The sequence below is a fragment of the Psychrobacillus sp. PGGUH221 genome, from assembly GCF_042055255.1.
In the GTDB taxonomy this organism is placed as follows: Bacteria; Bacillota; Bacilli; order Bacillales_A; family Planococcaceae; genus Psychrobacillus.
Genome location: NZ_JAQMHQ010000010.1, coordinates 17321 through 39535 on the forward strand (window position 1 = coordinate 17321; position 22215 = coordinate 39535).

Here is a 22215-nt window from a genome sequence, read left to right on the forward strand (position 1 = left end):
TTGAGGAACGTTCCACGTGAAACATTTATAGTATTGTAGTTTTATATAGTGAATATTTAGCGTATAGAGTTTCGAAAAGGTGGTGCTTGTTAGATGAAAAGTCCTTTTTCTCGTTTTTTTGGAAGTTCCGAAAAGCAAGGACAAGATGAAATTGTGGAACAACCACAAAGTCATATAGAAGAAGTAGTTAATATAGCGATTGATAAGATTGTGCCAAATAGATACCAGCCTAGAACAGTTTTTGATGATGATAAAATCGAAGAGCTGGCTAGAACTATTCATACACATGGCGTTATTCAACCAATCGTTATTAGAAAGATGGATGACGATAAATACGAAATTATTGCTGGTGAACGTAGATTTAGAGCTATGTCAAAGCTTCAATGGACAGAGGTACCAGCAATAGTTCGTAATTTAAATGACAAAGAAACAGCTTCTATTGCATTAATAGAAAACTTACAACGTGAAGAGTTAACGGCAATAGAAGAAGCTGTTGCTTATCAAAAATTATTAAAGTTGCATGAAATAACCCAAGAGGCATTAGCACAGCGTTTAGGGAAAGGACAATCAACAGTTGCAAATAAACTAAGATTGTTAAAATTACCTGAGGAAGTTCAACAAGCAATTATGAAGAAAGATCTTTCTGAAAGGCATGCTCGTGCTTTAATGCAAATTAAAGAAAAAGAAATGCAAATAGTGTTAATGAATACTTCTATAGAAAATCATTGGAATGTAAAGCAACTAGAAGAGCATGTGGAGCAAATATTAAATCCACCAAGTAAGGATGTTAAAAAATCTCCTAAGCCTAAACGTAAGGCTATTAGTAAAGATGTTCGAATAGCATTGAATACGATTAAACACTCATTGTCTATGGTAACTAAAAGTGGTATTAGTATTAAAACAGAAGAAGAAGATACCGAAGAATTTTATCAAATTACAGTAAAAATACCTAAAAAGAAATCATAATATATTTATATTTTACTTAAACTCTCTCAACTAAATGTGAGAGTTTTTTTTTTGTAACAAGAATAACACCCAAATTTCATTGAAATTTGATAGAATGTAAATAGAGTAATATAAAACGAGAAGAAGAGGGTGCAAGAGTGGGAAGAATTATTGCAATAGCCAATCAAAAAGGTGGTGTAGGAAAGACTACTACATCCGTAAACTTAAGTGCCTGCCTTGCTTATTTAGGAAAAAAGGTATTACTTGTCGATATTGATCCACAAGGAAATGCTTCTAGTGGAGTTGGGGTAAACAAAGGCGATGTAAATCAATGTATATATGATGTATTAATAGATGACGTTAGCGTTTTAGAGACAATACAGGAAACAAAAGTGGAAAATTTACATATTGTTCCCGCTACTATTTCTTTGGCAGGTGCAGAAATAGAGCTCGTTTCAACTATTTCAAGGGAAGTAAGATTAAAAAGAGCCCTACAAGAGGTAAAAGACAAATATGAATATATCATCATTGACTGTCCACCATCATTAGGGTTATTAACGATCAATTCTCTAACTGCCTCCGATGCTATTATTATTCCTGTTCAATGTGAGTTTTACGCATTAGAAGGGTTAAGCCAACTTTTAAGTACGATTAGACTAGTACAGAAACACTTAAATAAAAACTTAGAAATAGATGGAGTTCTATTGACTATGTTTGATGCACGAACAAATTTAGGTATTCAAGTAATTGAAGAAGTTAAAAAATACTTCCAAGAGAAAGTATATAAGACAATTATACCTAGAAATGTTCGATTGAGTGAAGCACCAAGTCACGGAGAACCGATAATAATTTATGATCCAAAGTCTCGTGGAGCAGAAGTATACTTAGATTTAGCGAAGGAAGTGATTCGTAATGGCTAAAGCATTGGGTAAAGGACTAAATGCATTTTTTCCAGAGGAAGATTTGAAAGCTGAAAAAGTAGATAAAATAAGTTTAGATAAAATTAAACCTAACCCATATCAACCAAGAAAAATTTTTGATGAAGAAGCAATGAAAGATCTTTCTGAATCCATAAAAGAACATGGTGTATTACAGCCAATCATCTTACGTAAAAAAGGTTCAAAATATGAAATTGTCGTTGGGGAAAGAAGATTTCGTGCATCTGAACTAGCTGGACAAGATGAAATACCTGCTGTCATTCGTGAATTAAATGATCAGCAAATGATGGAAATAGCCATTCTAGAAAATCTTCAAAGAGAAGATTTAACACCTATAGAAGAGGCAGAAGCTTATCAAAACTTAATGGAAAACCTAAATTTAACGCAGGAACAGCTTGCTTTTAGATTAGGTAAAAGCCGTCCTCATATCGCTAATCACATCAGATTGTTATCACTTCCTGAAGAGGTAAGAAATGCAATCACAAATGGTGAACTATCCATGGGACACGGTAAGGCGCTATTAGGATTAAAAAAGAAAAAGAATATTCCTTTAATCATGTTAAAAACATTAAAAGAAAATTTAAATGTTAGACAATTAGAAGCACTCGTACAACGCTTAAATGAGAATGTTCCACGTGAAACAAAACCTACTGTGAAAAAGGATATCTTTACTATTGAAAAAGAATCAGAATTAAGAGAAATATTCGGAACTCCAGTCTCTATTGTTAAAAACAAAAACAAAGGTAAGATAGAGATTGAATTTTTTTCTGAGGATGATTTAGAAAGAATATTACAACTATTAGAAGATTAAATTCAACCTATTTCTAGTATCTAGAAATAGGTTGTGCTTTTAATAGATTAGCATTTTATATTTTTGAAGCTTCTCTGTTGTAATGTACAGATTTCCTAAAGGGGCGACGATTAGCCCTTTAGAGTCTATGTGCATTGTGCCTACAGCATCATTCTTCATATCATTAATTAGAAATAACAGAGTCATTATTAATAGACATTAAGCTCTTCCAATTCGAGAAGAAGGAATGAGGAAATAGATATGGTTTTACTAGGAACTATTGTTAATGCACTATTAATAATAGTGGGTGCAATAATAGGTAGGTTTTTAAAAAATATTCCTGAAAATATGAAGCAGACTGTAATGTATGCAATCGGGATAGCAGTAGTCGTTTTAGGGATTCAAATGGGCTTGGAGAGTACTAATTTTGTACTTATTATTATTTGTTTAGTATTCGGTGGAGTAATTGGAGAATGGATTGACATAGACAAATGGTTAAATAAATTAGGCAAATACATAGAACAAAAATTTGGGTCTAAAACTGCCGAGGGAGGCAGTATTGCACAAGGATTTGTTACTGGTACATTAATATTTGTCATCGGAGCAATGGGAGTACTTGGAGCATTAAATAGCGGACTTCAAAATGACCATGAATTGTTAATTAGTAAGGGAATAATAGATGGTTTTACATCTATTATACTTTCTGCAACACTAGGGATTGGTGTCTTACTCTCAGCCATTCCAGTAGCAGTATATCAAGGTGCAATTGCATTATTCGCTACTCAAATAACAAAATTAATTCCAGAAGCTGCACTTGAATTATTTATTAAAGAAATGACAGCGACTGGAGGGATAATGATTATAGCTATAGGATTAAATCTACTTGGATTAACAAAAATTAGAGTAGCAAATTTACTGCCTAGTTTAGTTATAGTTGCGATTGCTGTTACTTTTATTTATAATTTTTAAATTATATCTATGCCATGCGAGTAAAAGTGCGCGAGAAATAACTTTACCCATTTCAAATGTTATGTTTAGACGCGTACTTTGTAGTACATTATATTCCATAAAGCCTCCAATATTTACGACTGCTTTAATGGAAATCTCACCGATAGGTGGTAATTCTTTTTTGACTGCTTTTCCTGGATATAAGGGACCTGGATGTACAATTATTTGACCGATGTTCCCTGAATTGCCAAGACAAGCATCAATGGCGATAATAAAAGGTTTCGATGGGGAATCAAGTAATTCTTGTGTTATTTCCTCAATATTTAAAGCGTGTAATGGATTGTCGAGTGTTCCAACAATCTGAAAAGGAAAAGAAGAAAGCTGTGTTAAGAAAGAGCCTGTCATTGGTCCGAGTGCATCTCCTGTTGAACGATCAGTTCCAATGCAACAAAAAACTAAGTTTGGATGATCAAAAGGGATTTGATCTAAGAAAAAGTTGCTTAGTTTCCATACAACGCCTGTTTCTTTATAATTGATAGTAGATGATTCTTTTATCTCTGCTGCTTGAAAATTCATATAGAGACTCACTTTCTTTTTTAAAACAGTATATGTAAATAAGAAACTATTTATTCAGAAAGGTGACATAAAGAATAATATGAACACAGAAGTATCATACACATATTTAAAAAAATTAATATTAAATGAAGAAACTTGGATAAATCTTGGATTAATAGCTTTGAAAGTAATCTTTATATTGATTGCTTCAGCTATTGTGGTGAGAGTTGGGAAGAGGCTCCTAAAGAGAGTGTTTTCCGTAAGAGAAAGAAGTCCATTAGCATATTCTGAACGTAGACAAAATACTTTATTGAAGTTGCTTCAAAATATATTAGCTTATGCCGTTTATTTTACGGCAATCTTAGCAGTATTATCGACCTTTAATATTAATGTAGCAGGATTATTAGCGGGGGCAGGTATTCTTGGTCTAGCAGTAGGGTTTGGTGCACAGAGTTTAGTAAAAGACGTTATCACAGGTTTTTTTATAGTATTTGAAGATCAGTTTGCTGTTGGTGATCAAGTGATGATTGGGCAATCTACAGGGGTAGTGCTAGAAATTGGCCTAAGAACAACGAAAGTAAAAAGTTATACAGGAGAATTGCATATTATTCCAAATGGGAATATTTCAGAAGTTATCAATTACTCCATTTATAATTCATTAGCTTTAATAGATATTAGCATATCTTACGAATCGGATATTCAATCAGTAGAAAATATGATTAGAGAATTTTTACAAGATTTACCTAGTAAATACGAGGAGCTGGTAAAGGTTCCAGATTTACTTGGAGTGCAGAATGTGGCAGCAACCGAAGTAATATTAAGAGTTGTTGCAGAAACTCTACCTAATCAACAACATGGAGTTGCAAGAAATATCCGTAGAGATATAAAGAATTACCTCGATGAAAAGGGGATTGAAATTCCTTATCCAAAAATGGTTTTATACCAAAGTAAAAAAGAGTAGGTGTTCAAATGGATAGTAAAAAATTTCAATTAAATGATATTGTCGAAATGAAAAAACAACATCCTTGTGGCACGAATGCGTGGAAAATCATTCGTATGGGGGCAGATATTCGTATAAAATGTGAAGGTTGTCAGCATAGTGTAATGATTCCACGAAAAGAATTTGAGAAAAAGATGAAAAAACTATTAGTGCAAGCTGATACGGAGTAAGGATAGACTTTTAGCGTTAAAATCAATATAATGAACAGGTTATATATAATTTTTGTTGGTTTAGAAAATAGAAGGGTTGTGACCATACATGGCATTAACTGCAGGAATCGTAGGATTACCGAACGTAGGAAAATCTACACTATTTAATGCAATAACAAAAGCAGGAGCACTTGCTGCAAACTATCCATTCGCTACAATTGATCCAAACGTAGGGATTGTGGAAGTTCCTGATGCTCGTTTAGATAAATTAACTGAATTAGTAGTACCAAAGAAAACTGTTCCAACGGCATTTGAATTTACAGATATTGCTGGAATTGTAGCTGGTGCAAGTAAAGGGGAAGGTCTTGGAAACAAGTTCTTAGCCCATATTAGAGAAGTAGATGCCATTTGCCAAGTAGTTCGTTGCTTCCAAGATGATAATATTACGCATGTTTCAGGAAAAGTAGACCCTATCGCGGATATTGAAGTTATTAATTTGGAATTAATTTTAGCAGACTTAGAAAGTGTTGATAAGCGTTTGGCACGAGTTGTTAAAATGGCGAAACAAAAAGATAAAGATGCAATGGTGGAAGAACCTATTTTAACACGTTTAAAAGAAACTTTTGAAGAAGGAAAACCAGGTAGATCTGTTGACTTCACAGAAGAGGAACTTCGAGTTGTAAAGGGACTTCATCTATTAACGATAAAACCAATATTATACGTTGCCAATGTATCAGAAGACGATATTATGGCAGCAGATGAAAATGAATATGTACAAAAAGTGCGTGAATTTGCAGCAGAAGAAGGAGCACAAGTTATCGTTATTTGTGCAAAAATTGAAGAAGAAATGGCTGCTCTAGAGGACGACGAAAAATCTATGTTCCTAGAAGAGTTAGGTATTGAGGAATCTGGCTTAGATCAATTAATCAAAGCATCCTATTCGCTTCTTGGCCTTGCTACATACTTCACTGCAGGTGTACAGGAAGTACGTGCTTGGACATTCCGTAAAGGTATGAAGGCTCCTCAATGTGCAGGAGTTATCCACTCGGATTTTGAAAAAGGGTTTATCCGTGCAGAAACAGTTGCTTACGATGATTTAGTTGCAACTGGCTCCATGGCATTAGCCAAAGAAGCAGGTAAGGTTCGTTTAGAAGGTAAAGAATATGTAGTACAAGATGGAGACGTAATGTTGTTCCGTTTTAACGTATAATATAAAACAGGTCAGCTAAAATGCTGATCTGTTTTTTTTTTTTTTTTTAATAAAAACTATGATAAATAGAGTTGTTGATTTCCGCTCCCGGACAGAATTTTTGAATTTACTAAATAATGTCGTCCGATAAATAAGAAAATCGTTGAAACGGCTCCCTTTCCGCGGGCGTTGCCTTAGCCTCCTAGGCCAACACGATGTTGGTCATGCAATCGTTGCTGCAGGATGCGGCGAACTTAGATTGCCTTCCCCTCAATGCGGGGTCTTCGGCTAACGCTATTCCCGCAGGAGTGTCGCCTTTTTCAACGATTTTCTATAAATACTAATTGAAAAATTTTAAGTGAAAAAACTTGGTCTATTAATGGCATGATGGTTCTCTAATTGAAAAGCGGATAAAAGTTGATTGGAGTGGAAGGCGGCGACTCCAGCCGGAATAGCATGAGTTGAAGACCCTGGACTGAGCGTAGCGAGGGAAGCGGCTGAAGCCATGCCGGCGGAACACGTCCGCCTGGAACGGAAATTAACGGGTCTAAAATAAAAACTGAGTATGTGTCAAATTCTCGTTCACATACTGTTATGAAATCTCATTGAGGACTCCTCGAGGGCAGCGAGGGAAGCAGCTCGACCCCGCCCGCGAAAAGCGTCCGTCTGAAGCGGAAATAACCGTTCCGTTACCATTCTTATGGTCTTTATCTCTAACTGGTAATGTGGTGACATACTAAAAGGACAACTTAAATGCTGTCCTGCTTTTTATTATTTAATACGTATAACTTCGGCTCTGCAGGATCATCTTTTATAAGCAGATGAGCTGGATATTTTATTAATTCTTTATACATAGCAAAGTCTCCGGCAGCACCTGCAACTAACCATGCTCCTAATAAGACTAATCCTGGTGATTCTACCCAGTATCCGAGAACCAAGGGAAGGACTCCTGTCATCCAAAAAGGAAGTAATAATGCTTTTTTCATTGCACTATTTACAATAGGTAAATTGGTTGTTGCATAGGCAATACCCAGTTTAAGATTGACACCGTAATCCATACTGCTCCATGGGGCTTTCCCGAAAAACCAGAAACCAATTAAATGAAAACATTCATGGAAAACAATTAACAACGCATAACCTAAAAAAAATAATAGTAAATCTACAATTGAAAAATTTATGTTGAAGCCATCGTGTAACCAACTATAAATAACTAATCCTAAAATCGATAAGAGTACAGTTATTATCAGACTAAACCAAGCAACTTTTTTTAAATCGATATCAATAATGGTTAAGATATCCTCTTTATTTTCCATGATCAACGCCTCCAAGTTAAATACACTATGGACTTTTTTACGTCCTTTCACTAACGTTAAAATAAATATACAGGAAATGTGAAAAGATTGGTAATGAATCTTGATATAAAAAATAATTTGTGTTACAATTCATTGATGTGAGTAATAACATTACTTGCTCCTTGTCGGCTGTAAGCAGTCGGCCAAAGACCATAGGGAGGTGTAAATAGATGAGAAAGTACGAATTAATGTACATTATTCAACCAACAATTGAAGAAGATGCGAAGAAAGCTTTAGTTGAGCGTTTCAACGAAATCTTAACTTCAAATGGTGCAGAAATCATCGAATCAAAAGAGTGGGGCAAACGCCGCTTAGCTTATGAAATCAATGACTTACGTGAAGGTTACTACCAAATCGTTAAAGCAAACGCTGATTCTCAAGCAATCGATGAATACACTCGTTTAGCTAACATCAATGAAGACATTATCCGTCACATTGCTGTTCGTATCGACGATAAATAATAAAATCGACTAACAAAAGCTGAGAGAGGGAGGTTGAACACTGATGATTAACCGTGTCGTTTTAGTTGGAAGACTAACAAAAGATCCGGAACTTCGCTATACACCAAGTGGTGTTGCAATGGCAAGATTTACACTAGCTGTAAATCGAACATTCTCCAACCAACAGGGTGAAAGAGAAGCTGATTTTATCAACTGTGTCGTTTGGAGAAAGCAAGCGGAAAACACAGCTAACTTCTTGAAAAAGGGAAGTTTAGCAGGTGTTGAAGGGCGTATTCAAACAGGCAGTTATGAAGGACAAGATGGTAAACGTGTTTATACTACTGATGTTGTTGCAGACAGCGTACAGTTCTTAGAACCACGTAATAGTAGTTCTGGAGACCGTAGCCAAGGCGGACAATCGTTTGGTGGTGGACAACAGCAAAATCCATATCCGACATATCAGCAAAACCAACCAATGAATCAGCAAAATTATACACGTGTAGACGAAGATCCATTTGCAAACAGTAGCGGGCCAATCGAAGTATCGGATGACGATCTACCGTTTTAAAAGGACTTCATACACTTTTACTTTAATCGAAAAGGAGGCAACCTATTATGGCACCACGTCGCGGAGGCAAAAGACGCCGTAAAGTTTGTTACTTCACAGCTAACAACATTACACACATTGATTATAAAGATGTAGATTTGTTGAAAAAATTCGTGTCAGAACGTGGAAAAATTCTTCCACGTCGTGTGACAGGAACTAGCGCGAAGTACCAACGTAAGTTAACAAGAGCTATCAAAGTATCTCGTATAATGGCATTACTACCATTTACTTCTGAAGAGAGATAAGTTTAAAAATAGTAAGGACCGGGAAACCGGTCTTTTTTTTATTGTTAAATTACCTATTATTTCTAGCCCGAACAAAAGAAATTTAGTTGTAAGAAGAAATCTGTTACAATGAAAAGATGATTACAACAAAGGAAGGTCCCTCATGCAAAAAAATCAGACAAGCTATTTAACATATGGAGCAATGATGATTGCACTATTTGCAATCCTTTTAGCAATGTCCGTGTATATTCCGTTTTTAGGATTTATCACTTCATTTATTGTGCCCTTACCAATTGCTTGGTTTAGCGCCAAATTTGAAAGAAAATATGCAGTATATGTAACGTTGATTGGGTTAGCTATCTCCTTTATTATTGGCGGTATATTCGGTTTTATATTTGCATTAATTGTTGCACCTCTAGGGTTGATCATCGGAGATTCTATTAGAAATCATAAATCAAAACTGTATCTTCTAATGACTTCTGGGATTTTTTTATTACTAATGACAGCTGTACAATACATAATTTCTATTTTGATTCTGAATATTAATATTCTGGAGCAATTTTTCGAAGGTATTGAAATATACTACGAACAAGTAGGAAATATAATGGCTTCTGTTGGACAGTTACCAAAAAATTATGATGAAATGGTGGCACAGAGCTTACAATTAGTTCAAACAATGATGCCGTCTTATTTTATTGCAACAATGTTTGCCACTGCATTTATCTATTTGTCCATTAATTTACCGTTATTAAGGAAACTGAAAATTAAAGTACCTAAGTTTCCAAAGTTTATGCATTTTAAACTACCTAAAGCGGTGTTATGGTATTATTTAATCGTATCCATTTTAACATTGATCATTTCTTATGAGATTGGATCATTTGGGTATATGGCAACGGTCAACGCTATGTTTATTTTGCGAGCTCTATTGTTTTTACAAGGGGTTTCATTGATTCACTATTATTTTCATTTACAAGGCTATCCAAGGTGGACGGCAATTCTTGGAACATTTTTAGCCATACCGTTATTTACGTTTACCATTATACTAGGTGTTTTTGACTTAGGATTTAATTTGAGAAGTTATTTACAAGGCAGGCACAAAAAATAAGGAGCTGATCAGGTGGCGTCTTTTTTTAGAAAACGACCAATTCGATATCCACTCATTTTGTTTATGCTTCTCGGAGGGGTTGCATCTTATTTACTCCTGTCTAACAATTTAATCGTTGGGTTATTATTTGCTTTATTAGTTATTGGAGTATCTATATATGGATGGATTTTAGAAAAGCGGGTTTACGAAGAAACGGAAAGACATATCGAAACCCTATCTTATCGCATGAAAAAAGTCGGAGAAGAAGCATTGCTCGAAATGCCAATCGGTATATTATTGATAAATGATCAATATATCATTGAATGGGCAAATCCCTATATGACTCAAAAGCTTCCGTTCGATACGATTATTGGTGAAGAGCTTCTGTCTATATCAAAAGACTTTCAACAGCTTATTAAGCAAGAGGATTCGAAAGAGATTACGATTTCCTTAGATAACAATGATTATAAAGTATTTTATAAGGCGGAAGAAAAATTACTATACTTCTTTGATATAACGGAACAAGTAGAAATTGAATCGTTGTATTACGGAGATAGAACGGTTATTGCTGTTCTCTACATCGATAATTACGATGAAATCGCACAAGGTATGGACGATCAAACAAGAGGACAGTTAAATAGTATTGTGACTTCTTGTGTGAATAACTGGGGAGCTAAGTACGGTATATACGTAAAAAGAATTTCCTCTGATCGCTTCTTAGCTGTATTCAATGAATCAATTCTCGTAGAGCTAGAAAAAAATAAATTCTCTATATTAGATGATATACGAGAAACAACTTCTAAATTTGGCTTCTCCTTAACGTTAAGTGTAGGGGTAGGTGCGGGATCTACTTCGTTAGTCGAACTGGGAGAACTATCACAATCGAGCTTGGATCTAGTACTTGGAAGAGGAGGAGATCAAGTAGCGATAAAACAGCCAAATGGAAAAGTAAAATTTTATGGTGGAAAAACAAACCCCGTAGAAAAAAGGACGCGTGTAAGAGCGCGAGTGATTTCACATGCTCTTCGTGATTTAATCCAGGATAGTGATCAAGTATTTGTTATGGGCCACAGGTTGCCGGATATGGATGCCATTGGAGCAGCAGTAGGGGTTAGAAAAATGGCTCAAATGAATAAGGTCGAAGGTTATGTAGTAATCGATTTTAATGAATTAGACAAAAGTGTTCTCCGATTAATGGATGAAATTAAAGGAAAACCGGAGCTTTTTGAGCGTTTTATTAGTCCAGAAGAAGCTATTAATAGAATGACCGATAAAACTTTATTAGTAGTAGTGGATACACATAAACCTAGTCTTGTTATAGATGAAAAATTATTAAATAGAGCAGAAAAGAGAGTTGTCATTGATCACCATCGAAGAGGTGAGGAGTTCATTTCCAATACTTTACTTGTGTATATGGAACCATATGCATCCTCGACGGCAGAACTGGTAACAGAGTTAATAGAATACCAACCGAAGAATGAAAAAATAACAATGCTTGAAGCTACCTCTATGCTTGCAGGAATAATTGTAGACACTAAGAGTTTCACGCTTCGTACAGGTGCTAGAACCTTTGAAGCAGCGTCTTATCTTCGAACACAAGGTGCAGATACTGTTTTAGTACAAAGGTTGTTAAAAGAAGATATAGATACGTATATTGAACGTTCTAAAATTGTTCAAACAGTAGAATTTTTTAAGCCAGGTATTGCTATTGCGCATGGCGCAGAAAATGCTTCCTATAGCCAAGTATTACTCGCACAAACTGCAGATATTCTATTAACAATGAATAATATATCAGCTTCGTTTGTAGTTGGTTATAGAACTGATTCAATTATTGGAATTAGTGCAAGATCTCTAGGCGACGTAAATGTACAGTTAATAATGGAAAGATTAAGCGGTGGTGGTCATTTAACCAATGCTGCGTGCCAACTAGAAAATGCGACAATTGATGAAGCTATTAATATGCTTAAAACAGCAATTGAAGAGACATTAGAAGGAGGAACAGGGGAATGAGAGTAGTATTTTTAAAAGATGTAAAAGGTAAAGGTAAAAAAGGTGAAATTAAAGAAGTGGCTGACGGATATGCACATAATTTTTTATTAAAAAATAAACTTGCTGTTGAAGCAAATACAGCAGCAATTAGTGCATTAGAAGGCCAAAAGAAAAAATCAGAAAAAGAAGCAGCAGAGGAACTAGCTGAAGCGAAAAAGTTAAAAGAACGTTTAGAACAATTAACAGTTGACTTGAAAGCAAAGTCTGGTAACGATGGACGTTTGTTTGGTTCAGTAACAACAAAACAAATCGCAGCACAATTAGAAAAATCACATGGAATTAAAATAGATAAACGTAAAATGGAGCTTGATGATGCAATTCGTGCATTAGGTTATACAAATGTTCCAGTTAAACTACATCACGAAGTAGTGGCTACTTTAAAAGTACATGTAACAGAAGAAGCGTAAGGAGAGAGGTCAATGAGCGATCCATTATTGGACCGTGTGCCACCACATAACCAAGAAGCTGAGCAGTCTGTCATTGGAGCAATATTTTTAGAACCGCAAGCGTTAATAACAGCAGCGGAAATAGTAATGCCGGAAGACTTTTTCCGAGTAGCTCATCAGAAAATTTTTCAAACGATGCTTCGGTTAAGCGATCAAGGGAAAGCAATTGATGTTGTTACCGTAACGGAAGAACTATCTTCCAAAAAAGAATTAGAAGATGTTGGTGGTATTTCTTACATAAGTGAGATAGCAAATGCAGTACCTACAGCAGCAAACATCGGACATTACGCAAAAATTGTAGAAGAAAAATCAATCCTACGCCGTTTAATACGAGTGGCTACAACGATTGTAGAAGATGGATTTACAAGAGAAGACGAAGTTGAGGCCCTATTATCTGAGGCTGAACGAAAAATGATGGAAGTTGCCAACAGAAAAAATGCTGGTGATTTTCAGCATATTAAAGACGTTTTGGTGGAAACATATGATAACATCGAAAAACTTCATTCGAGAAAAGGCGATGTTACAGGTATTCCAACAGGATTCCGAGATTTAGATAAAATAACTGCTGGATTCCAACGAAATGATTTAATTATCGTAGCAGCTCGTCCATCCGTAGGGAAAACTGCATTCGCATTGAATGTTGCGCAAAATGTGGCAACTAAAACCGATGAAAATGTAGCTATTTTTAGCCTAGAGATGGGTGCTGAACAGTTAGTTATGCGTATACTTTGTGCAGAGGGAAATATAGATGCCCAAGTATTACGTACAGGCTCTTTAACGACGGAAGATTGGCGAAAACTAACAATGGCAATGGGTAGTTTATCGAATGCAGGAATATATATTGATGATACCCCCGGTATTCGTGTAAATGAAATACGCTCCAAATGCCGTAGATTAAAACAAGAATCTGGTTTAGGAATGATTCTAATTGATTACTTGCAGCTAATCCAAGGTAGTGGCGGCAGCCAAGCCAATAGACAGCAAGAGGTATCAGAAATTTCACGTTCATTAAAAGGACTAGCTAGGGAGCTACAAGTACCTGTTATTGCATTATCGCAGCTCTCTCGTGGTGTGGAGCAGCGACAAGACAAGAGACCAATGATGTCCGATTTACGTGAATCTGGATCGATTGAGCAAGATGCAGATATTGTTTCATTCTTGTATCGTGAAGATTATTACGATAAAGAAACAGAAAATCAAAACATGATTGAAATTATCATTGCAAAACAACGTAACGGTCCAACTGGTACAGTTACTCTAGCGTTTGTGAAGGAATTTAACAAATTTGTTAACATTGATTGGAGTCAGCATCAAGCTCCTCCAGCATAAGAAATGGTAAGAACACGAACGATAAATGTTTTATTACATTTATATGTTCGTGTTTTTACCTAATATCGGTTGACTATGAGACCATAGCTTGGTACAATTACACTGTTTGAATCAGGACATATAAAATGTCTGACGGAGGTGTTGGCAATGCCATCAGTAGTAGTAGTAGGTACACAATGGGGAGACGAAGGTAAAGGGAAGATAACAGACTTTCTTTCCGAGAATTCAGAAGTAATCGCACGTTACCAAGGCGGTAATAATGCGGGCCATACAATTATTTTTGGTGGAGAAACATACAAACTTCACCTTATTCCTTCCGGTATTTTCTACAAGGATAAAATTTCAGTTATCGGAAATGGGATGGTTGTGGATCCAAGAGCACTTGTAAAAGAGCTAAAAGGTTTACATGATCGAGGAATCACTACAGAAAACCTTCGTATTTCTAATCGTGCACACGTAATTCTTCCTTACCATCTGAAACAAGATGAAGTAGAAGAAGCACGAAGAGGTGTAAATAAAATCGGAACAACTGGTAAAGGGATTGGTCCAGCTTATATGGACAAAGCTGCACGTGTTGGTATTCGAATTGCAGACTTACTTGATTACGAAGTGTTTAAAGAAAAATTAGAACGTAATTTAGAAGAAAAAAATAGAATGTTCGAGAAATTTTATGAAACAAAAGGGTTCACTGTGGATGAAATTCTAGAAGAGTTTTATGGCTATGGACAAGAAATTGAAAAATACGTAACAGATACTTCAAAAGTATTAAATGACGCTTTAGATGAAGGCCGTCGTGTATTATTTGAAGGCGCACAAGGTGTTATGCTTGATATCGACCAAGGTACATATCCTTTTGTTACCTCCTCTAACCCAGTGGCTGGTGGGGTAACTATTGGTGCTGGTGTAGGTCCAACAAAAATTTCACATGTTGTTGGAGTATGTAAAGCGTACACTTCTCGTGTAGGAGATGGCCCGTTCCCGACAGAATTATTTGATGAAGTTGGTAGTCAAATTCGTGAAGTTGGTAAAGAATATGGAACAACTACAGGAAGACCACGTCGTATTGGTTGGTTTGATACGGTAGTTATTAGACATGCTCGTCGCGTAAGTGGATTAACAGATTTGACTGTTAACTCGATTGATGTATTAACTGGTTTAAAAACTGTAAAACTTTGTACTGCATACAAATACAAAGGTGAATTAATTACAGAATACCCAGCTAATCTTCGCATTCTGGCAGAGTGTGAGCCAGTATATGAAGAGCTACCAGGTTGGAGCGAAGATATTACAAAATGTAAAACACTTGATGAACTACCTGAAACGGCTCGTCATTATTTAGAGCGTATATCACAGTTGACAGGTGTACCAATCTCTATCTTCTCAGTAGGACCAGATCGTACACAAACAAATATTATTTCTAGTGTTTGGCGTTAACAAGAAAATCTAAAACAACTATATTTTGGAAACTGCCGAGAAGGTTTTAATCTTCTTGGCAGTTTTTTTGTCGAAATATACCAAACGAATCAATTTTTAATCTTCTATTATGACAAATATAACAGAAGATTATGAGAGATTATGTATAAAATACTGATTTTTTGGTAAAAGATTAGATATAAATTGTTAAAATATTTATCGAATCATAGTAAAATAGAATATAATGGAATTATATTCAAAAAAATGGTGCTAATTATACAGTTTCTTTACAAAGCGTCCTATTTCGATACTTGATTAAATCAATTATGTTAAATTAAAAGAGCCTGAAAAAAGGAAATTAATTTTTTATGAACTTGGAAGGGGCTTTATCATGTTTTTGAAAAGAAAGAATGAAGAACAGAAGGATAATTATCTTGAGGTTCTTTCAAACAGAAGATCAAATATAATGAAAAAAGCAGCAGTTTCAATGTTACTTATTTCAAGTGTATCTTTTAATATGGCTTTTGCAAATGAAAGTGAAAATAATAATAATACATTAAAAGAAATATACCATATATATTCTAATGGAAAATATGTCGGAGCACTATCTAATAAAAAAGAAATGCAAGCCATGTTAGATGAAAAAGTGAAGGGTTCGAGCTCAAAGTACGAAAACCTCTCTTTAATAGCTGGTTCCAATCTTTCCGTTATACCTGAACAAGTTTTTACTACATCTACAAACGATGATGCTACCCTTCAAAAGTTAGAGGAACTTATAGAAGTAGAAGCAACTGCTTTTGCATTATCGATCAATGACGAGATGGCAGTCTACGTCAAAGACTTGGAAGCATATCAAGAAGTCATTCGAAAACTAAAATTACATTTTGTGACAGAAGCCGAGTTAAACGAACTGGAAGCAAGAAGTAGTTCTACAGAAACTTTACCCGAATTAAAAGAAAATGAAACACGTATTAAAGAAATAGTTTTAAAAGAAGAAGTTTCTGGCGTAACAGTTGATGTAAATCCTGAAAAGATTGTATCACCAGATGATGCTGTTAAACTTCTACTAGAAGGAACACTAGAACAAGAGACGTATAAAGTAGCCGAAGGAGATGTGTTAGGCACAATTGCTAGTAAGCATAACTTAACAACTGCTGAGCTAATAAAGATCAATCCAGATATGACTGACTCTTCTTTGTTACAAATAGGTCAAGAGGTAAATGTAACAGTCTTAAAACCACTTATTAATGTAGATGTACTATATGAGAAAAAAGCGATTGAAGTTATTAACCACAATAAAAAAGTAGAAGAATCAGAAGAAATGTACAAAGGTGATACGAAAGTAAAACAAGAGGGTTCGGATGGTAAGAGAGAAGCAACCTATCTTGTGCGTAAAGAAAATGGTGTGGAAGCAGGCCAATCTGTTATTGAAGAAACTATACTGGTGGAACCAAAAGATCAGATCACTTTAAAAGGAACAAAAGTAATTCCTTCTCGTGGATCAGGGGAATTTGCTTGGCCAGCTGAAGGTGGATATATTTCAAGTAAAATGGGTTACCGTTGGGGTCGTCAACATGAAGGAATTGATATTGCAAGACCAAGTGGATTTGACATTAAGGCAACAGACAATGGAGTCGTAGTAGCTGCTGGTTGGGACGGTACATATGGTAATAGAGTAATTGTCGATCACAAAAACGGGTACAAAACAACATACGCTCATCTATCTTCTATAAGTGTTAGTGTTGGAGATGTCGTTCCCCAAGGTTCTAAATTAGGTGTTATGGGAAGTACGGGTCGTTCAACTGGAACTCACTTACATTTTGAAGTAGAAAAAAATGGAGTTACGATTAATCCATTGACCGTGTTAAAATAATAGTATGGAAGAGATAGTCACTAGATTGGCTATCTCTTTTTTAATTGAGAACTAACATACATAGGTACATGTTTTTTAAAAATTTCCCAGGAAATATTTCGACAATCATCGACTTATTCGATTTATGGTATTCTTAAATTAATGCGATTAGTTCAAAAGCATGGTAGAGTAAGAGAATGAATGTAAAAGATAAAAACATTTAAATAGAACAAATTACGAAAAGGGGTTCAACCGATGAGTAAGAAAATATTAGTAGTTGATGATGAAAAACCAATTGCAGATATACTTCAATTCAATTTAAAAAAAGAAGGTTATCAAGTATTTTGTGCATATGATGGCGACGAAGCATTAAAAAAGGTAGAAGAATTTCAACCAGATCTAATGTTATTAGATATTATGCTTCCAAACAGAGATGGAATGGAAGTTTGCAGAGAAATTCGTAAAAGATATGATTTTCCGATCATTATGCTAACTGCAAAAGATTCGGAGATTGATAAAGTACTTGGCTTAGAATTAGGTGCAGACGACTATGTCACGAAACCATTTAGTACGCGTGAGCTTATTGCACGAGTAAAGGCAAATATGAGAAGACATCAAACACTTCAAGAAGACACTGAAGTAATAACAAATGATATTACCATAGGTCCACTAACTATCCAACCAGATGCATACTTAGTGTTAAAGAGAGAGGAAACAATTGAATTAACACATAGAGAATTTGAGTTATTACATTATTTGGCCAAACATATTGGACAAGTGATGACTCGTGAACATTTGCTTCAAACGGTTTGGGGTTATGATTATTTTGGTGATGTACGTACAGTCGATGTAACCATTCGACGTCTACGGGAAAAGATTGAAGATAATCCAAGTCATCCGACATGGATTGTAACTAGAAGAGGCGTTGGTTATTACTTACGAAATCCTGAACAGGAGTAGAGTGCATGCAAAAGGTTGGTTATTTCAAATCAATTCACGTAAAAATTGTCTTGATCTATGTTTTATTGATCATTATAGCCATGCAAATTATAGGTTTGTACTTTGTAAAAGAACTCGAGCAAACATTAAGAGAAAACTTTCAAAAATCTATTTCGGATCGAGTAAGTCTTCTGGAATTCAGTGCTAGAGAAGAAATTATTAAAATAAGAAATAATGAAGAAGACGCAACTTTAGAACAAAGTCTGCGTTCTATTTTGTCTGGACTTAATTCGAACGATATTAAAGAAGTTCGGGTGATAGATGCGAGATATCAAATTCTTGCCACATCGGATATTAACAACCAATCAATCGTGGGACAACGATCATTGGATGAACTCGTTAGATTTTCTATCACTGCTGAAACTGATTTTGATAAAATTTCCCTTGATCCAGAAACAAAAAAAAGAATTTGGAGACTAGCAATTCCTATTGTAGATAAAGGGGAAGTAATAGGATCCTTATATATAGAATCGAATATAGAAAATGTATTTGGTCAAATGAATGAGATTAACCAAATTCTAGCGGGCGGAACGGCGGTTGCTCTAGTAATCACTATTGTGCTCGGAATATTAATAGCACAAACGATTACACGTCCTATTTCGGATATGCGAAGACAAGCACAAGCAATGGCGAAAGGAAACTTTTCAAGAAAAGTACGTGTATACGGAAATGACGAAATCGGTCAGCTTGCTATTGCTTTTAACCATTTAACAAACCGATTACAAGAAGCGCAGTCAACAACAGAAGCCGAAAGAAGAAAGCTTGCTTCGGTTCTTACCAATATGACAGATGGGGTTATTGCAACTGATCGTAAAGGGAGAATCATTTTAATTAATGATCCAGCACTTAGATTATTACGAATACCGAGAGAAATGGTATTAAACCGTCCTATTATTTCTGTGTTAGGAATTGACGCATCAGAACAGTCATTTGAAGATTTGATTTATTCGAAGGAATCTATAACTTTGGACTTTAGCACATATGAACGACCTTTTATATTACGTGTAAACTTCTCGGTAATACAAAAAGAAACTGGATTTGTAAATGGATTAATTGCAGTTCTTCATGATAATACCGAACAAGAGAAAATCGATATGGAGCGTAGAGAATTTGTAGCGAATGTATCACATGAGCTACGCACTCCACTTACAACAATGAGTAGTTATTTGGAAGCATTGGCTGATGGTGCTTGGAAAGATGAAGATATTGCCCCTTCCTTTCTACAAGTAACTCAAACTGAAACACAACGAATGATTCGATTAGTAAATGATTTACTTCAATTGTCCAAAATGGATAGTAGAGATTATGATTTAAATCGAGATATTGTGAATTTCAACCAGTTTTTTAATCGTATTATAGATCGGTTTGAATTATCAAAATCTCAAAATGTAACGTTTCATCGAATGCTTCCCGAAACACCTTACTATGTTGACATTGATACCGACAAACTTACACAAGTAATTGATAATATTATTTCTAATGCGTTGAAATACTCCCCAGATGGTGGCAATATTCGCTTTGGAATAGCTGTGAAGGACCAAGTACTGAAAGTAATGATATCGGATGATGGTATGGGTATACCTTCTGATAATGTTGATCGTATTTTCGATCGTTTTTACCGAGTTGACCGTGCAAGAGCACGATCGATGGGTGGGACTGGACTAGGTTTAGCGATTGCCCGGGAAATGATTGAAGCTCATGGCGGAAAAATTTGGGCTGAAAGCGAAGAAGGACATGGAACGACTGTCTTTTTTACACTTGATCTTGTAATAGATGAGGAAGGTGAGTGGGATTGAAGTATATTGAACAAGTAAAATCAGTTATTTTACTATTACTCATCCTATTAAGTCTTACTTTGACCTTTACTATATGGACTTTTTCTCCATCATACGAAGCAAACGAAACCCCTGTAGTAGATATTGCGATTGCAGATAAAAAGAAAATGGAAGAAATAATTAAACCATATCGTCTTTTATATAGTCATGCTGAAAATTTGACAGGATCTACATCTCCCCTTATCCTTGACAAAGTATTTAGTTCTATGAAATCGTGGGAACTACAAACAGTAGAGCCTTTAAAGAACAAAGTAAGTATTCAACAAATTAACGAATTCATTCGGACACCAAATCGATTGACCTTCTTTTACCCTGCAGAGGTGCCGATTAAGACATTTAGTAACATATTGTCTTTTAATGATCGGAATTTACCGAACGCCTCGTTCAATCGTTTAGTAATAGACTGGAATAAAACTTCAGAGGATGAAGTCCGTTTATATTTTATAAATACAATAAAACCAAAAGTTTATACAACGTACGTTGATAAAGTGGATAGAGAAACATTTTCAGCAGATATTTATAAACAATCAATCAGCCTATCGCCATATAATGAAATAGAAAGACCGGGTAAACTTTCGCTCTATGCTTCTAATAATCCAGAGAATGTAATGGGATTTACGTATATTTTAGAAGAAATAGCACCAGAAAAGTTTAAAAATGCCCTTTTCTCCAATCCAAGTCTTGTTCGAAGTAATCCATTAGGAACAAGTGGACAGGAATTCTCCGATGATAGTGCCTTGATGAATGTTAAGTTTACGTCAAAAGAATTGGGCTATGTCCATCCGTCCTCTGAGAGTGATAAAGCAGGTAATCCGGCAGATATCATTCAGTATACTGTAAATTTTGTTAATGAGCATAATGGGTGGACAGACGATTATCGATTCAGTCGCATCAATCCAGCTACATTACAAGTTAGTTATCAACTTTACATGTATGGAATGCCTGTTTTTAGTAAAGACATGTCAACAGAGATCTCACAATTATGGGGCGTGGACCGTGTTTATCGATATAATAGACCATATTATACATTGAACGAATCTGCCCGTTTTAAAACAAGAGAAGTACCATTATCATCTGGACAAGCTACTTATGATCTGATTTCTACCATTTCTAATATAAACATGTCCTCAGTGGATGAGATCTTGATTGGTTACAATTTGACTAGGGACGACGAACAACCATTACTTAATCTAGAACCTTCATGGTACTATTTGATAAATGGACAATGGAATCGAGTATCCCCAGAATTACTGGGAGGTGGTAAGTATGGATTGGAATAAAACAAAAACTATTTTTATTATCGTGTTTTCCATACTAAATGTATTTTTATTTTCCCTTTATTTAAATAGATACAATGATGCATTGGATTTAGAAGTAATGAGTGATGCACCTATTGAGGATAGACTTTTTCAAGATAATATAACGGTTCCAAAAATGGATGTAGATATCAAAGAAGCTTCTTACGTTTCGGGAAATACGCATAATTTCATTTTAGAAGAATTAGAAGAGTTACCAAATCAGACAATTGTAATAGATGGTTCTAAACTAACAAGCACGTTTAATAAAGCCATTCCGATCACGGAACAAAACACAGTTGAAAAGATAGTTCGTGAAAATGTATTACGTGGAGACTCGTACGGTCTATGGAAAAAAGATGAGGAAAACCAATCTGCAACCTTCTTTCAAAAAGTAAATAATCGATTTGTTTACTACAATAAAAATGCGACTTTAGTTGTTTATTGGAATGATCAGCAAGAGGTTGTTCGATATGAACAAACAATATTGGATAATTTAGAGGATTATAATGAAGACAGGATCTTAATGGGTTCTATGCGAGCGATAAAAGTATTATATGATCATGGTCACTTAAAACCTGACTCTGTAGTAAAGGATATTAAATTAGGTTATTCACAACTAATAGAACTAACCGAAACACAAGTATTTTTACCTACTTGGCATATTTTAGTTGAGCTTGCAGATGGAACGAAGGAAGATTATTTTGTAAACGCCATCGAGGGAAGTATTGTTGAAATCCAAAATGATCCAGAACAAGCTGTTGACAAGTAAGGAG

The 22215-nt window shown here is 35.2% G+C and carries 22 protein-coding genes; 20 read left to right on the forward strand and 2 right to left on the reverse strand.

The features are described 5' to 3' along the window. Nucleotides 1–93: 93 nt before the first annotated feature. The 4 genes from noc to PGC35_RS16775 all read left to right on the forward strand — a co-directional run bounded on the left by noc (nt 94) and on the right by PGC35_RS16775 (nt 3642). Nucleotides 94–966, forward strand: a complete 873-nt coding sequence (noc, locus tag PGC35_RS16760; RefSeq protein ID WP_375219976.1) for a nucleoid occlusion protein — start codon at nt 94–96, stop codon at nt 964–966. A gap of 137 nt (nt 967–1103) precedes the next feature. Continuing rightward, nucleotides 1104–1865 (forward strand): ParA family protein, encoded by a 762-nt coding sequence (locus PGC35_RS16765; protein ID WP_053591139.1) that lies wholly within the window; start codon nt 1104–1106, stop codon nt 1863–1865. Further along, nucleotides 1858–2694, forward strand: coding sequence for a ParB/RepB/Spo0J family partition protein (locus tag PGC35_RS16770; RefSeq protein ID WP_053591140.1), 837 nt, complete (start codon nt 1858–1860; stop codon nt 2692–2694). The genes PGC35_RS16765 and PGC35_RS16770 overlap by 8 nt, the downstream gene beginning before the upstream one ends. A gap of 240 nt (nt 2695–2934) precedes the next feature. Further along, a complete protein-coding gene (locus tag PGC35_RS16775; protein WP_375219977.1) occupies nt 2935–3642 on the forward strand; it encodes a DUF554 domain-containing protein in 708 nt (235 codons plus the stop codon). Here the strand turns inward: PGC35_RS16775 and yyaC are convergent. Next, a complete protein-coding gene (gene yyaC, locus PGC35_RS16780) occupies nt 3598–4197 on the reverse strand; it encodes a spore protease YyaC (RefSeq protein ID WP_056831425.1) in 600 nt (199 codons plus the stop codon). The genes PGC35_RS16775 and yyaC overlap by 45 nt on opposite strands. A gap of 79 nt (nt 4198–4276) precedes the next feature. Here yyaC and PGC35_RS16785 point away from each other — a divergent pair, with 79 nt between their 5' ends. The 3 genes from PGC35_RS16785 (at nt 4277) to ychF (ending at nt 6535) form a co-directional block, all read left to right on the forward strand. Then, nucleotides 4277–5137, forward strand: a complete 861-nt coding sequence (locus PGC35_RS16785; RefSeq protein WP_053591143.1) for a mechanosensitive ion channel family protein — start codon at nt 4277–4279, stop codon at nt 5135–5137. A gap of 8 nt (nt 5138–5145) precedes the next feature. Then, nucleotides 5146–5346, forward strand: a complete 201-nt coding sequence (locus tag PGC35_RS16790; RefSeq protein WP_053591144.1) for a DUF951 domain-containing protein — start codon at nt 5146–5148, stop codon at nt 5344–5346. 88 nt (nt 5347–5434) lie between these two features. After that, a complete protein-coding gene (ychF, locus tag PGC35_RS16795; protein ID WP_375219978.1) occupies nt 5435–6535 on the forward strand; it encodes a redox-regulated ATPase YchF in 1101 nt (366 codons plus the stop codon). Between the two features lie 728 nt (nt 6536–7263). Here the strand turns inward: ychF and PGC35_RS16800 are convergent. Continuing rightward, the gene (locus PGC35_RS16800; protein ID WP_375219979.1) at nt 7264–7827 is read right to left on the reverse strand and encodes a DUF3267 domain-containing protein; all 564 of its coding nucleotides are present in this window, start codon (nt 7825–7827) and stop codon (nt 7264–7266) included. A 209-nt stretch (nt 7828–8036) separates the two neighbouring features. Here PGC35_RS16800 and rpsF point away from each other — a divergent pair, with 209 nt between their 5' ends. The 13 genes from rpsF (at nt 8037) to PGC35_RS16865 (ending at nt 22211) form a co-directional block, all read left to right on the forward strand. Beyond that, nucleotides 8037–8327 carry a 30S ribosomal protein S6 gene (gene rpsF, locus PGC35_RS16805; protein WP_053591147.1) on the forward strand — a complete coding sequence of 97 codons (291 nt, stop codon included), beginning with the start codon at nt 8037–8039 and terminating at the stop codon, nt 8325–8327. A 43-nt stretch (nt 8328–8370) separates the two neighbouring features. Continuing rightward, complete coding sequence (gene ssb / locus PGC35_RS16810) at nt 8371–8874, forward strand: single-stranded DNA-binding protein (RefSeq protein WP_053591148.1); 504 nt, start codon at nt 8371–8373, stop codon at nt 8872–8874. Nucleotides 8875–8921: 47 nt separating this feature from the next. Beyond that, a complete protein-coding gene (gene rpsR, locus PGC35_RS16815) occupies nt 8922–9158 on the forward strand; it encodes a 30S ribosomal protein S18 (protein ID WP_053591149.1) in 237 nt (78 codons plus the stop codon). 142 nt (nt 9159–9300) lie between these two features. Continuing rightward, complete coding sequence (locus tag PGC35_RS16820) at nt 9301–10242, forward strand: YybS family protein (RefSeq protein WP_375219980.1); 942 nt, start codon at nt 9301–9303, stop codon at nt 10240–10242. Nucleotides 10243–10254: 12 nt separating this feature from the next. Continuing rightward, on the forward strand, nt 10255–12231 hold the full coding sequence (locus PGC35_RS16825; protein ID WP_483880165.1) for a DHH family phosphoesterase: 1977 nt from the start codon (nt 10255–10257) through the stop codon (nt 12229–12231). Next, nucleotides 12228–12677: a 50S ribosomal protein L9 gene (gene rplI, locus PGC35_RS16830; RefSeq protein ID WP_375219981.1), complete on the forward strand. Its 450-nt coding sequence runs from the start codon at nt 12228–12230 to the stop codon at nt 12675–12677. Before PGC35_RS16825 ends, rplI begins: the two co-directional genes overlap by 4 nt. Nucleotides 12678–12689: 12 nt before the next feature. Then, the gene (gene dnaB, locus PGC35_RS16835) at nt 12690–14045 is read left to right on the forward strand and encodes a replicative DNA helicase (RefSeq protein ID WP_053591152.1); all 1356 of its coding nucleotides are present in this window, start codon (nt 12690–12692) and stop codon (nt 14043–14045) included. A 147-nt stretch (nt 14046–14192) separates the two neighbouring features. After that, nucleotides 14193–15479, forward strand: coding sequence for an adenylosuccinate synthase (locus PGC35_RS16840; RefSeq protein ID WP_375219982.1), 1287 nt, complete (start codon nt 14193–14195; stop codon nt 15477–15479). A gap of 370 nt (nt 15480–15849) precedes the next feature. Next, the gene (locus PGC35_RS16845; protein ID WP_375219983.1) at nt 15850–17331 is read left to right on the forward strand and encodes a peptidoglycan DD-metalloendopeptidase family protein; all 1482 of its coding nucleotides are present in this window, start codon (nt 15850–15852) and stop codon (nt 17329–17331) included. A gap of 234 nt (nt 17332–17565) precedes the next feature. Beyond that, the gene (gene yycF, locus PGC35_RS16850) at nt 17566–18270 is read left to right on the forward strand and encodes a response regulator YycF (RefSeq protein ID WP_056831414.1); all 705 of its coding nucleotides are present in this window, start codon (nt 17566–17568) and stop codon (nt 18268–18270) included. A gap of 5 nt (nt 18271–18275) precedes the next feature. Continuing rightward, nucleotides 18276–20105 carry a cell wall metabolism sensor histidine kinase WalK gene (gene walK, locus PGC35_RS16855; protein ID WP_375219984.1) on the forward strand — a complete coding sequence of 610 codons (1830 nt, stop codon included), beginning with the start codon at nt 18276–18278 and terminating at the stop codon, nt 20103–20105. Beyond that, nucleotides 20096–21424, forward strand: coding sequence for a YycH family regulatory protein (locus PGC35_RS16860; protein ID WP_375219985.1), 1329 nt, complete (start codon nt 20096–20098; stop codon nt 21422–21424). Before walK ends, PGC35_RS16860 begins: the two co-directional genes overlap by 10 nt. Next, on the forward strand, nt 21411–22211 hold the full coding sequence (locus tag PGC35_RS16865; RefSeq protein WP_375219986.1) for a two-component system regulatory protein YycI: 801 nt from the start codon (nt 21411–21413) through the stop codon (nt 22209–22211). The genes PGC35_RS16860 and PGC35_RS16865 overlap by 14 nt, the downstream gene beginning before the upstream one ends. Nucleotides 22212–22215 lie beyond the last annotated feature (4 nt).